Below are 13235 nucleotides of genomic sequence, written 5' to 3' on the forward strand. Positions count from 1 at the left end.
GGCGGTTGGGGCCGGAGCCGTTGAAGGCCCTGTTCGCGCGGGTGTGCCGGCCGGTGGCCGCCCCGGACACGGCCGGCTCCTGGTATCGCGGGTGGCGGTTGGTGGCCGTGGACGGCACTGTCTTCGATGTCCCGGACACCGAGGCGAACAGCACGTTCTTCGGCCGTCCCGGCTCCGGCCGGGGACCGCAGCGCAGTGCATATCCGCAGGTGAGGGTTGCCGCCCTGGTGGAGTGCGGGACGCACGCGGTGTTCGCCGCGGCGACCGGTCCGCTCTCGCTTCACGAGCAACAGCTCATCCCCGCCCTGCTGGTTCGGCTCGAGCCGGGGACCCTCCTTATGGCCGACCGCGGCATCACCGGCTTCGAGCTGTGGAAGGCCGCTTCAGACACAGGGGCGGACCTGTTGTGGCGCGTCCGGAAGAACATTGTGCTCCCGTTCCCCGAAGCCTTCGAGGACGGCTCCTACCTGTCCGAGATCGTGGCAACCGGCGACCGTCACCGCCGTAATCCGGCCCGGATCCGCGTCATCGAATACACCCTCGGCCGAGCCGGCGACGAGACGGTCTACCGGCTGATCACGACCATCTGCGACCCGGACCAGGCGCCCGCCAACGACCTTGCGAACCTCTACCACCAGCGGTGGGAGATCGAGAACACCCTGGACGAGATCAAAACCCACCAAGGTGGCCGCCAGCTGGTCCTTCGATCGCAATACCCCGATGGCGTCGAGCAGGAAATCTACGGTTTCCTACTCGTGCACCACGCATTACGCGACGTCATGCACCACACAGCTCACCAAGCCGGCCTCGACCCCGATCGGCTGTCCTTCACCCGAACCCTTCGCATCGCCCGCCGCCACGTCACCGACCAAGCGGCACTTTCCCCCCTCACGACTCAGCCGAGCCCTGACCCACACCACCCATGAACTGCTGGAACGACTTCTCCCACCCCGAAGACAACGCTCCAACCCCCGCGTCATCAAACGCAAGATGAGCAACTGGCACCTCAAACACACCCACCACCGCAACCCACCCCAACCACCCACCAGGGCCATCACACTCGTCCCACCCACCAAAGCAACCAGCAGACGCCAGAAGAGCACCTAAATCACCGGTATTGGGACTAGACCGTGTGAGGGCGTGCTGACGCCGGGCTGCGGTCCTGTCCTGATCCTGCGGCGAGAGCGTGATTGCGCATGTGGGTAACAGACTGGACCGCATGGTTCGCCGTGGTGTCGGGCAGCACTGACCGGGTGGGGCAGCTTCGGTGCGGAGCGACGAGGCTGACGTTGATGGAGGCACGTCACCCGAACCTTTACATCTTGGCAATGCTCGGCCGGCCCGGATTCCCGCCGGACCTGCGCATCGGCCCGGCACCACGCCGTTAGTCCGCGAGTCGCTGGGAACGACTCAAAGCGAGTCCCGGCCCGGACGAACTCAGGGCGTCGCATGGTCCGATCGCCGATCCCCGAGGAACGCGGAGTGGCGCTGGTACGGCTGGGACCTTCCCTGCGGCAGGAAGCGAGATCGAGCAGCGAGGCGGTGAGCGAACGGACGTCATGGAACCGAGCCGAGTGCGCCAAGCTCCTATTGGACGATTTCAGTTTCCCACTGATCGATTGCTTTGCAAGCGAAGCATCCGCAGCGTCCGCTCCGTTTCTTCCTGGAGGTGTCGAAGTGAGATCAGGCGGCGCCACTCAGGGTCCGGCACACCGGGAAGCGTGTTACCGCAGGCGGACCACAGGCCCATCATCTCCGCGTACAACGGTGCCGCCTCCGCCTCACTTTTGGTCACAATCTGCTGTATATGCGGCAACATGGCGCGAGGTGCAGGGCGGACGCGCCTGGGCCCCGGGACCGTCCCCATTCGCTTACACGCTTGGCCTCCGGGGACCAGCGATGCGGAACCACCGCTGCCAGTTACCGTTGGAGCATCAGGTGCACTCATGGTCGTAGGAACGATTCTCCTGCCCCCTCGTCACTCACAGAACGATTCTTTCGTGAAATCTCCCGTAGCGGTGGTCGCGTTACGGGCCTGGGTTGTCAGGACAACGGGTCCGCAGGTCGGTTCGCCGTCAAGGGGCGCTCCGCCTCGATCAATACGATCACAATGGCGTTCGACGGCCCCGGGCCGGGCTCCCCGCGGACATCATGCGGTCATGGAGCGCGGAATCAGGCTGGACAGGCCGCGGCGGCCGGGAGTCGGACCGTGCGGTGGGACGGAGAGGAACGAGCGCATGCGCGAGCGCGTGGACGAGCGGCACAAGCGGGTACTCCGGCTCGTGCGGGAGCACGGGAGCGTACGGATAGCCGAACTGGCCGCCGAACTCGGAACCTCCGTGGAAACGGCCAGGCGGGACGTCGCCGCACTCGCCGACGTGGGGCTCATACGGCGACTGCACGGATCGGCCGTCTGGCCGACGGCCCGGCTCAGCCCGCGCGAGACGCGTCTCGCCCGGTCGGCCCCGCCGGCGCCGGGCGGACTCATGCTCGGAATGGTGGTGCCGGCTGCCGGCTACTTCTACCCCTCGGTCATCCGTGGCGCCCGCGACGCGGCCGCGGCCGTCGGCGCGCGGCTGCTCGTCGGAACGACCGACTACCGCAGGGACCAGGACGCGACACGGATCAAGACCCTCGTCGAGGCCGGCGCCACCGGTCTGCTCCTGACCCCCAGCTGGGGTGTCGAAGGGCCGGACGCAGGCGACCTGCAGCAGCTCGCGGATCTGCCGGTGCCCGCAGTACTGGTGGAGCGGCACGTTCCGATGGGCGCACCGGGGGCAGAGGGCGACCGGGTCAGCTCCGCCCATGCGCAAGGCGCAGCCTCCGGTGTGCGTCATCTGGCGGCCCTCGGTCATCGCCGTATAGCCCTGCTGTCGCGGACCACGCACTCGTGCCCACACATCCGGCGCGGGTACCGCGCCGCGATCACCTCTCTCGGCCTCCCCGAGGACGATCTGTCCCCGCTCGGGTCCACCGGTCCCGGCGGATTCGAAACCTTCGAGCAGGACGCGGACCGGCTGCTCGACCTCGCCGAATCCGACGGGGTGCGGGCCGCGATCGTGCACACCGACGCCGACGCGATCAATCTGCTCCAGCGGCTGACAGTCCGAGGGCTGCGCGTACCCGAGGATTTCGCGATCGTCTGCTACGACGACGAGTTGGCCGGGCTGGCGGATGTACGGCTCACCGCTGTCGCGCCCGCGAAGCACGCGATGGGCGAAGCAGCCGTGAAACTCCTGCTGCGCCGGCTCGGGGAACCCGGGTCGGAGAGCTCACACATCGAGCTGATGCCGCAGCTGCGCGTGCGGGAGTCGTGCGGAGCCCACCCATCCGACTGACCATCGGATGACCGCTTCTTGACCGATTGAACGTCGAGTGTTGACTTCGGGAAGCCGAAATCCCAGTCTGGCCAACCAGTAAGACCGCTCACCGCGGTCCGATCTGAAGATGTCCGGCACCTTGCGAAGCCTTCCGATGCGCCGCACCGCGCGCATCGTGGCTCCGCATCGGCCGACGCAGCCACGACGAGGATGACCAGGCGTCGGACCGGGAGTCCGGCAGCCAAGGCATCCCCACAAGGATTGGGTCCTCCATGACTGCTTTCGCCTGGCACCGCCGCGCCTTCCTGCACGCCGCCGGGGGCACCGCCCTCGCCGCGGGGCTCACAGGACTGACGCTCCGCCCCGCCGTCGCCGTCGCCGGTGAAACAGTCGCCACGGACGAGCAGTTCGCCGCCCTGCGGGCGAAATGGCGCGACCTCCTCCTGGGCACCGGGTTCAGCCCAACCGCCGAGCCGTTCAAGACACTGCTTGCCAACCTCGGCACGTCCGCGCGGGGTTACCTGTCGACCATGGCTCCGGCGAGTGGTTCGCTCTGGCCGGGGCTGGTGTGGAGCGACCCGGAGCCCGACCTCGACGCGGAGTCGTACGCCTTCTCGGCGCGTATGAACGACACCTACAACAGGCTGAATGTGATGGCGCAGGCCTTCTGTCAGCCCGGTACCGGGCTGACAGGTGACACCGTACTGCTCCATGCGATCGTCGCGGGACTCGACCACGTCCACGCCGAGGTCTACAACGAGAACACCACCCGGTACGGAAACTGGTGGAACTGGCAGATCGGCGGCGCGCAGGCACTCATGGACACCTGCGTGCTCCTCCACGACCAACTGTCGGCAGACCGGAAGGACGCCTTCTGCAGGGCCGTCGACCATTTCGTCCCCGACTCGGCGGTGGCCGCGTACACCGGCACCAGCACGGGCGCGAACCGTGTCGACCTGTGCCGGAGCATCATCCTGCGCGGCATCGTCGGCGAGAACCCGGACAAGGTCGCGCTCGCCGCCCGTGCGCTGGCCCCGGTCTTCCCCTATGTGACCTCGGGAGACGGCTTCTACTCCGACGGTTCGTTCATCCAGCACCGCAACGTCCCCTACATCGGCGGATACGGTGCGGTGCTTCATGACGGCGTCGGACGTCTGCTCGCGCTGCTACGCGGATCCGCCTGGCAGCTGAACGACCCCAACACCCAGCTCTTCCTCGACACCGTCGAGAAGGCAGTCGCACCGTTCATCTACAACGGACTGATGATGGACAACGTCACATCCCGCGGCATCAGCCGCAACGGTGGCAACGAGCATCAGCGCGCCCACGGCCTCCTCGCCACCCTCGTTCTGCTCGGCCAGGGCGCGAGCCCCGAGGAGAACGCCCGCTGGCGCGCGATGGTCAAGGGCTGGATGCTGCGCGACTACTACTACCCGGCGCTGAAGAACCCCGGCCTGAGCCTGATCCGGGCGTCGCTGCTGCAGAGCCTGCAGGACGACGCGTCCGTCACGGCGACTCCCGAGCCTGTCGAGCACCGGCTGTTCCACAACATGGACCGTGCCACGCACCGCCGCCGCGGCTGGGCCGCATCGGTCTCCATGGCCTCGAAGCGCATTGCGCACTACGAGTTCGGCAATGGTGAGAACGCCCGTGGCTACCACACGGGCGCCGGGTGGCTCTCCTGGTGGGGCAGCGACTTCGGCCTCGAACAGTACTCCGACGCCTACTGGCCGACGGTCGACCCCTACCGTCTGCCCGGGATCACCGCATCCCGCAAGCCGCTCGCAGACGGCGAAGGGGGCAACTGGGGACAGCCGATGCCCGACGCCGCCTGGGTCGGCGGCACCACCGACGGCGAGTTCGGCGCCACCGGCCAGCACCTGAAGGGCCTGGCCGGCACGATGGAAGCCAAGAAGTCCTGGTTCTGGCTGGACGACTCCATCGTCTGCCTCGGCGCCGGCATCACATCCGCCGACGGGTACCCCGTCGAGACCACCGTCGACAACCGCCACCTCGGCTCCAGCGGTGCGCCGGCCCTGACCGTCGACGGCAGGACCCAGCCGACGGCACAAGGCTGGACGGCCACCTTCGAGAACGCCGAGTGGGCGCACATCGCCGGCCAGGCCGGCTACGTCTTCCCGGGGGGAGCCGACCTCGGCGCGGTACGCGAGGAACGAACCGGCGCCTGGAAGGACATCAACACCGGCGGGCCCGCCGACCCGCTCACCCGCCGCTACGTGACCCTGTTCACCGACCACGGCCCCGACCCCGTCGACGGGCGTTACGCGTACATCCTCATGCCGGGTGCGAGCGCCAGGACCACGGCCCGGCGCGCCGGCGACCACGGCTGGCTCAGGATCCTCGCGAACTCGGACCGTCAGCAGGCGGTACGGGTGAGCCGCCTCGGCTTCACCGCGGTCAACTTCTGGGCGGCCGGCGCCGTGGACAGAATCGCCTCGAACGCACCCGCCTCCGTCCTTGTCAGGGAACACGGCAACGGCACCGCGACGATCGTCGTCTCGGACCCCGCCAGGGAGGCCGTCTCCCTGGAAGTCGTCTGGAACCGGCGGGTCTCCAAGGTGCTCTCCAAGCCGTCCACCCTGGTCGGCGCCACCGCCGGACCGTCGCTGAAGCTGACGTTCGGCGACCTCACAGGCCAGGCGGGCGCCCCGCAGAAGATCACCGTCCGACTCGGCTGAACCGTACGGCGGTGGCCCGCCACCGACGACGGGCCACCGCCCCCTCCCCCGTTCCCTGCCCGCTCGACAGGTCTGCCGATCAGGCGGCCGTCGCCGGAACCGGCGGCTCCTCGCCCAGGCTCCTGACCCCTTTCGTCACTGCTCGCCGACCGGCCGGGGTACGCCCCGGGGCACGCCCATCGCCAGGAGCGCGGTGTCATCGTCGAGTCCCTCGCCGAACGAGTCCAGGAGCGCGTTGAGAGCCTCGACGACACCGGGAGCCGAGGTGGGCGCGAGGGCGCGCGCGAAGGCCAGGAGCGCTTCGTCGCCGTAACGTTCCCCTCCGTTGGGGGTACGTGCCTCGGTGAGACCGTCGGTGTAGAGCAGCAGCGTGTCACCGGGTCTCAGATCCACACTGGTTGTGGTGAACTGCGCGTCTGCTACGACCCCGACCAGTTGACCGCCGGGCGTCGGCAGATAGTCGGCACTGCCGTCGGCCCGTAGCAGCACGGCAGGGGGGTGGCCGCCGCCGGCCAGGACGACACGAAATCCCACGTCGTCCTCCTCGGGTGTGAGCAGGCCGAAGATCACGGTGCAGAAGCGCGGCTCGTCGTCGTGGAACTCGTTGTTGAGCGCGGTGTTGAGGTTGGCCAGGACCGTGGCCGGTACCGGGTCGGAGACCGCCGCGGCCCGCAGGGTGTAGCGCGCCAGTGACGTCACCACGGCCGCGTCCGCGCCCTTACCCCGCACATCTCCCATGAAGAACCCCCAGCGTCCGGCGGCCAGCGGGAACAGGTCGTAGAAGTCCCCGCCCACCTCGTCGGAGGAGGCGAAGTGAAAGTGCGCAGCGACGTCCAGGCCCGGAACCGGAACGAGAGCCGGCGGAATCAGGGTGCGCTGCAACGTCGTGGCAAGGCGCTGGAGGCGGGCTCGTTCGCGCTCGGCCTCCTGCCGGGCTCGCAGGAGTTCCCGCTCGTAGGTACGCCTGTCCCGGGCGTCCAGGAGGGTGGTGCGGATCAGCAATGGGTTGCCGCCGCTGTCCTGCTTGACCGTGGAGGTGACCAGGACGGGCAGCCGGCTGCCGTCCGCGGCCTTGAGCTCCAGGGCGATGCCGTTGACCTCGCCCTGCATCTGCAGCAGAGGTGCGAAGTGCGTCTCGTGGTACAGCCTGCCGCCGATGGTCAGCAGGTCGGAGAAGTGTTTGCGGCCGACCAGTTCCTCGCGCCGGTATCCGAGCCATTTCAACAGGGTTCCGTTGACCTTGGCGATCTGCCCGTCCAGGAGTGTGGAGAGGTAGCCGCACGGAGCGTTCTCGTACAGGTCCTCCGCGCTGTCCTCCAGCAGGGCGGAGAACGGCAACTGTTCCTGGTCACGATCCCCCGTGGCCCACAACCCGTTGGTCTCATCGCCGTCCGGGTCCGCCATCACGCCCCCTGCACGAAAGCGATGATCGCCTCGGCCGTCTCCTCGGGGGCGCTCAGCTGCGGGCAGTGGCCCGTCGAGTCAAGAGTGACCAGCTCGCTGCCGGGTATCTGTGCGTGGACGAAGGCTCCGACCTCGCGGGGGGCGATCGTGTCGCGCACGCTCTCGGCGATGAGCGTCGGAACGGTCACCTTGGCGAGATCGGCTCGGTTGTCGGACAGGAAGGTCACTCTCGCGAATACCCGGGCGATCTCCGGATCCGTCCGGCAGAAGCTGTTGGTCAGCTCTTCGGTCAGCTCGGGACGATCCGGGGTTCCCATGATCACCGGTGCCATTGTCGCGGACCAGCCCAGGTAATTGCTGTCCAGTGACTCGAGCAGTTCCTCGATGTCCTGTTCACTGAATCCGCCCCGGTAGTCGCCGTCATCGATGTAGGACGGCGACGGGGTGAGAAGGACCAGCCTGTCGAACAGCCCGGGCTCCTGCGCGACGGCAAGAACACCGATCATGGAGCTGACCGAATGCCCGACGAAGGTCACGGGTCCGAGGCCGAGCTCCTGGCAGATCTCGATCACGTCCTGCGCATAGCCGTCCAGGGTTGAGTACCGCTCGGCACTCCAGGCGGACACATCGGAACGGCCCGCCCCCACATGATCGAAGCGGACCACCCGGAAATGTTTCTCCAGCTCCGGCGCGACAAGACGCCACAGGTTCTGATCACACCCGAACCCGTGCGCGAGCATCACCACCGGGCCGTGCTCCCGGCCCGTCACCGACACCCGGTTCCTCTTCCGAACGTCCATAAAAACATCCTGCCACTCCCGGCACCTGACGGCCCGCCCTGCCGGGAAGGGGCCTCCCACCACGAGGGATCGCGCTGAGTAACCGCTGTGGACGCAGGGGTGTCTCAGGCGGAAGGCAGATAGCTCCACTCGCGGGCGTTCAAGCCAGAAACATGGGACCTCGCGCTCTCTCACAGGTGCTGTACGAGAGGGGTCGGCACGATCGCGAGCTGCAAGGATCTCCGGGGGCAGGGCTGATCCGTCCGACGTCGACCATCGTGCTCAATTTCAGGGAGTAGGGGGATGCCATGGCAGACGTACACGGAGCGCCGGTAGCAGCACCGAGCCCCTCCCCCCTTCAACGGACCGGGACAGGCGGCTTCAGCGCGTACTCCGGACCACCGTCCACCACCTCGACGCCGGCGCTGTCAGCCCTCCTGCCGCCGGTCTCCCGGCCGCCGTGGCCCGCGCACTGCTGCCCTGGCACGCTGCCCCGAGTCCACCCGCTGCGGCTGCGGCCCCGAGGTATGGAACGGTGCCGACGGAAGGCGCAGCGCCGCCGACCGAAGCGGGCGAAGCCCTGGTCACCACGCCAGACCCGCGCCGGGGGTATGGACGGCAGAGACCGTCGGCTGTCCGGGGTGCGGCGGCAAGGACGGCCCATGGACCGTGACCTGCGACTGGCGTCGTACCACGTTGGGCTGTTCCTGCGGGGTGGCGAATCGCGAGCACGGCCTCTCCCTCTCCGAGATCTGGCTCGTGTTGCCCGAGACCTGACTCGGTGTCCGCGTAGACGCGTGTCGCGGGCGGCCCGTCGCTCCGGACGGCTACGGCGTCCGGCCGTCGTCGAGACCGCCGGCCGCTCAGCCCAACGGGTGACACCCTGAACGCCGGCTTGGCCGCGCGGGCCAGCTACAGGTGGCGTGGGCTGGGCGTGGGCGTTGAACACCCGGGCGCACAGAGCCGTCGACGCGCCCGCATTCTGAGGGCCGAAGCCACTCAGCGCAGTACGGCCACCAGCTGGTCGGCCCCCGGCGTCGTCAGATCGGACAGATTCAGGGTGTACCGAATGTAACGACCGTGCCTACGGGCCGTGAGCAGGCCCGCGCGGCGCAGGACGGCGAGGTGGCGGGAAACCTCCGGGGCTGAAAGTTCCCATGCATGGGCCAGCTGACCGGTGGTGTGCGGGCCCGCGGGCGGCCAGGGTGCGCAGCAGCCCCAGCCGAACCGGGTGTGCGAGTGCCTCCAGCCGTGGGGTGACCGCTTCCAGCGATACAGGCTCCGACGGACTCGGCTCGGCCACGGGGTACTGCAGTATCGGCTGCCACCCGGGCGCGTGGACCACCACCAGGTGCGGGCTGCCGAAGACGCTGGGTATGAAGGTGACCCCGGTGGCTTGGGCGGCGGTCCCCTTGTCCTGCAGTTTGTTTCGGTGGCGAGCTGCATACAGGCAGCCTTGCAGCTCCTCGTCGACAGCATTGGCTCAGCCCAGAGCTGACTCGCTCGTGGTGATCCGAACGAGAAGCAGCTCTCATGGCCCGTCCGGATGAGCGAGGGGCCGGGACTGCGAGGTGGCGCCGAGCGCCATCCGCGGAGCCCGCCACCTGGATCGCGGATCGCGGAGACCTTGCGGAGTGTCGTAACAGAAGCAGGCTCGCGCTCAATGGAAGGTGACTCGACGTTTCAACTGCCGATGACCGGTGAGCCGAGTAGAAGCGAGTTCTACGCTCACACCACAGGAGGAATGATGGACAACTGGCGTGCATCCGCAGCCTGTCAGAACGCCGACCCCGACCTCTTCTTCCCGGTGGGGACCGGTGCCCCCGCTCTGATCCAGGCCGAGGAGGCGAAGGAAGTCTGCCGGGGCTGCCCCGTGCGCGAGGCGTGCCTTCGGTGGGCCATGGACGACTCCCGTCAGTTGACGGGAGTGTGGGGCGGCCTCAACGAGGACGAACGGCGTGCTCTGAAGCGGCGGTTGCGCCGCCGGGCGAGCGAGGTGAGCTGAACTCACCCCTGCTGAACTCACCCCAGCTCAGCTCACCTCAGACCACCCCAGCTCCGGGATCGTCTCGCATCACCGGCGGGCCGGCGGAGCTCCACCCCAGCACGCGGAACATCGCCGCGGCGGTGGCGGGCCGTGTTCGTCTCGGTCACCTCGCGCCTCCGTTTGCCGTACTCAGCCTTCCCACCGCAGGAAGACGGCCTGGCAGGAGACGGAACGCGCTGCCTCGCAGGGTGTCAGCGCGGCGACAGCGGTTGGACGAGCTGGGAACGAATACGTGAAAACCGAGAGGAAGGGGAACCATGATGCGACCATCGGGCGAGGCGTGGTTATCCTCCAGGAGACCGGCGGTCAGACGGGCGTGGTCGTCCGCCAGCCGCTCCAGTGCCTCCGCCACCGCGTCCGCCGCATCGAGCGCCGCCCGCCCCAGGATCCGCGCCAGCACCGGCCGCCCGGCCAGCAGGGCCGTCAGGCCGCGCCGGGACGCGGTACGCCCCAGGAAGTCCCGGAAGCGGGCCCGCGAGTCGTCGCCGTCGAGACGCTCGGCGGTCCGGGCCTCGTACAGCTCCAGCACCAGCGTCCGCGCCGCCGCCCGCGCGAGCCTGCCGCTGAGCCGCCGCTCCAGGTCACCCCGCACGGCAGTCATGTTCACGAGCTTCCGCGCCCGCCCCGACACGACCCGCTCCAACCGATTCCCCGCACAGACGGTGAACGGCCGCAGCACCCACTCGAAGCCGCTCAGCCCCGGATACTCCCGCTCGGGCGCCACGGCTTCCTCGGGTGCGGCGACCGACACCTCTTCGGCCAGCGCGGCCCAGTCCGGACGCCCTGCACCCCCGTCACCGCAGACCAGCCCGGCCTCCCACCACCGCTCGACCGCCGCCAGAGAAGCTCCGGCCCGCTCTTGCCCTGCCTCCGCCGCCATCGCCCCTCCTCCGCAACTCGGCCGACCACTCGGTGCCATGGCCGATCCTGGTACGGGGGAGGGCTCCGCTGCATGGGGAATCGCCCCCCATGTTTTCGGCCCCGCCGCGACACCACGAAGAAGCGGGTACGCCTGACCTCGTCCCGTGTGATCCATCGCGCGCGGGGACCCAGCACCAGGGAGCAGGACGCTCACTCACGGAGCGCCGGGTGTTTCGGGGGTCTCGGCCTCGGGGGCGAAGGACAGCATGCGGGGTGCGGGCGGCGCGTCGCGGCCGCTCACGCCCGACGGCGTGATGATGATGCGGCCGTTCACGTAGGCGAGTCTCCCGGCGAGCATTCCCGACTCCGGGGCCCGGGCCGATTCGGGATGCTGCGACACCCGCTTCTTCGTGTCCACCCCGCCCGGGCCGAGCCGGATGATTCCGCCCGGCCGGTTCCACGTGGCCGCCTCGTAGACGAGCGCGAACGCGCCCCCGTCCGCGCGCAGGGGGTGCAACGTACTGTCCTGCGACTTCACGCCCCAGACGAACTCACCGGTGCCGAGGTCGTAGCCTCCGACCCGGTCGGTGCCCCCCAGATAGACGGCGCCCTTGTCGACGGCGGTGCCCTTGCAGTTCTGGAGGTTGTTGTCCGATTCCCCCGTGTCGGCGCAGTACGTGAAACCCTTCGGCCTGGCGTCGATGGTGGTACGGAGCTTCCCGCCGGGCCCCAGGGCGACGACCCGCCAGTTGTCGGTGCGCTCCTCGTTGTGGAGGGTGGTGAAGACGACCGGGTCGACGGAGAGCATCTTGCCGATCTGCCAGCCCGGCCGGGTCCGGAAACGCCAGAGGACCTTGCCGGTACGCGGGTCGATCTCCCGGAGCTGGCTGTAGGTCTTGCTCCGGTCGACGTTGATCGCGCACATGGAGCTCACCAGGAGCCGGGTGCCGCCCGCCACGTTGTCGGGGTAGCACTTCCCGGGGTCCTCCATGGGGATGTCGTAGAGCTTGGTACCGTCGCCGACCCGGTACACAGCGGCTCTCATGCTCTGGACGATCGCGAACGTGTCACCGCTCATGGCGCTGTTCACGATGATCGTGTCGTCCCCGGAGCCGGTCTCGACGAGCTCCTTGTGCCAGCCGGCCTTCCCGGTCCGGAGGTCGATCATCCGAAGCTGGTTGCACCGGTTCCCGCTCTGGGCCTGGCTGCTTTGGTACACCAGCACGACCTTGCCGTCAGGGGCGGGATTCACCGGTGTCTCGCAGACGGGAGCGGGCAGAGGCACGCTCCACACCTCGGCACCGTCCGAGAGGCGGTAGGCCGTGACCTTCTTGTGTACGGCCTGGACGACCGTGTCGCCGACGGTCCACAAGTCGTAGAACGGGATATGCCGCCCCGGAAGATCGGTCCGGTCGTTGACGATCCACGCGGTCGCGTCCCCCGGTGCACGCCCCGCGTTGATCTCCTCCGTGGTCGCAATCCGCTTCGGCTCGCGGGTGGGGGAAACCGGCGTTCGAGGGCCAGTTGGGGTTCCGGAGGGGTGGGGCGTCTTCTCCGCCACGGGCACTGCGGGCCGGTCCTGCCCGCCGTCGTTGAGGGCATACCCCCCTCCACCTGCCGCGAGGAGGAGAAGGGCGACGACGGTAGCGGTGACCGGCCCCTTGCCGAAGCGCCTCCGGCGGGGAGGCGGCCCCGGCGCGGTGTAGCCGTCCGGGGCGTACGGGTTGCCCGGAACCGGCTGCTGCGGTGAGCGCGGCAGGTACCAGGGCTGCGGCGGGCGCGACATGGTGATGTGGCCCCTCTCGACGACGTGTTGGCTGGCTTTCGCAGACCACGTGTTCGCGGTGGTCGCGACTTCTCGCGCCGGGCTGCGCGAGTCGGGAATCCAGTTCGCCGGCACGCGACGCACCATGGGGAACCTTCTCGTGAGGCGCTGGAATGCCGATGAAATCCTGCTGAATCCAGGGACCTGAGAAAGAGGTCCTGATCGAGGCGCTCTCGCCGCGCTCGCGGGCCTCATCGAGGCGGCCGTCGACGTACACGGCCGGGAACTGGCCACCCGCGTCGGTCTGCTCGCTCCGGACACGGCAGGACTGCCGGCTTCTTCGGGTGGCCGTGGCCCCCT

General features: G+C 68.8%; 8 protein-coding genes and 1 pseudogene. 4 read left to right on the plus strand and 5 right to left on the minus strand.

The window, feature by feature from the left end; genetic code table 11:
* From ACFWSK_RS14525 to ACFWSK_RS14535, 3 genes are all read left to right on the plus strand, one after another.
* Nucleotides 1-926 (plus strand): IS4 family transposase (locus tag ACFWSK_RS14525; protein WP_383784926.1); only part of this gene is annotated, 926 nt, incomplete at its 5' end.
* A gap of 1311 nt (nt 927-2237) precedes the next feature.
* Nucleotides 2238-3338 (plus strand): substrate-binding domain-containing protein, encoded by a 1101-nt coding sequence (locus ACFWSK_RS14530; RefSeq protein ID WP_383784929.1) that lies wholly within the window; start codon nt 2238-2240, stop codon nt 3336-3338.
* Between the two features lie 254 nt (nt 3339-3592).
* Complete coding sequence (locus ACFWSK_RS14535; protein WP_383784933.1) at nt 3593-6019, plus strand: polysaccharide lyase 8 family protein; 2427 nt, start codon at nt 3593-3595, stop codon at nt 6017-6019.
* Between the two features lie 135 nt (nt 6020-6154).
* On the opposite strand, the gene ACFWSK_RS14540 is transcribed toward ACFWSK_RS14535, so the two are convergent.
* The 3 genes and pseudogenes from ACFWSK_RS14540 to ACFWSK_RS14550 all read right to left on the minus strand — a co-directional run.
* Nucleotides 6155-7423, minus strand: a complete 1269-nt coding sequence (locus tag ACFWSK_RS14540) for a PP2C family protein-serine/threonine phosphatase (RefSeq protein ID WP_383784936.1) — start codon at nt 7421-7423, stop codon at nt 6155-6157.
* Nucleotides 7423-8223: an alpha/beta fold hydrolase gene (locus ACFWSK_RS14545; protein ID WP_383784939.1), complete on the minus strand. Its 801-nt coding sequence runs from the start codon at nt 8221-8223 to the stop codon at nt 7423-7425. The genes ACFWSK_RS14540 and ACFWSK_RS14545 overlap by 1 nt, the downstream gene beginning before the upstream one ends.
* 978 nt (nt 8224-9201) lie before the next feature.
* Nucleotides 9202-9631 (minus strand): annotated as a pseudogene (locus ACFWSK_RS14550) (metalloregulator ArsR/SmtB family transcription factor); the annotation flags it as partial.
* A gap of 318 nt (nt 9632-9949) precedes the next feature.
* On the opposite strand from ACFWSK_RS14550, the gene ACFWSK_RS14555 reads away from it, so the two are divergent.
* The gene (locus tag ACFWSK_RS14555) at nt 9950-10207 is read left to right on the plus strand and encodes a WhiB family transcriptional regulator (protein ID WP_383784942.1); all 258 of its coding nucleotides are present in this window, start codon (nt 9950-9952) and stop codon (nt 10205-10207) included.
* Between the two features lie 145 nt (nt 10208-10352).
* On the opposite strand, the gene ACFWSK_RS14560 is transcribed toward ACFWSK_RS14555, so the two are convergent.
* Nucleotides 10353-11129 carry a hypothetical protein gene (locus ACFWSK_RS14560; protein WP_383784944.1) on the minus strand — a complete coding sequence of 259 codons (777 nt, stop codon included), beginning with the start codon at nt 11127-11129 and terminating at the stop codon, nt 10353-10355.
* Between the two features lie 195 nt (nt 11130-11324).
* Nucleotides 11325-12896, minus strand: a complete 1572-nt coding sequence (locus ACFWSK_RS14565; RefSeq protein ID WP_383784947.1) for a PQQ-binding-like beta-propeller repeat protein — start codon at nt 12894-12896, stop codon at nt 11325-11327.
* Between the last annotated feature and the right edge of the window lie 339 nt (nt 12897-13235).

Origin of the sequence: Streptomyces sp. NPDC058620 (genome assembly GCF_042717135.1) — a bacterium.
Classification (GTDB): Bacteria; Actinomycetota; Actinomycetes; order Streptomycetales; family Streptomycetaceae; genus Streptomyces.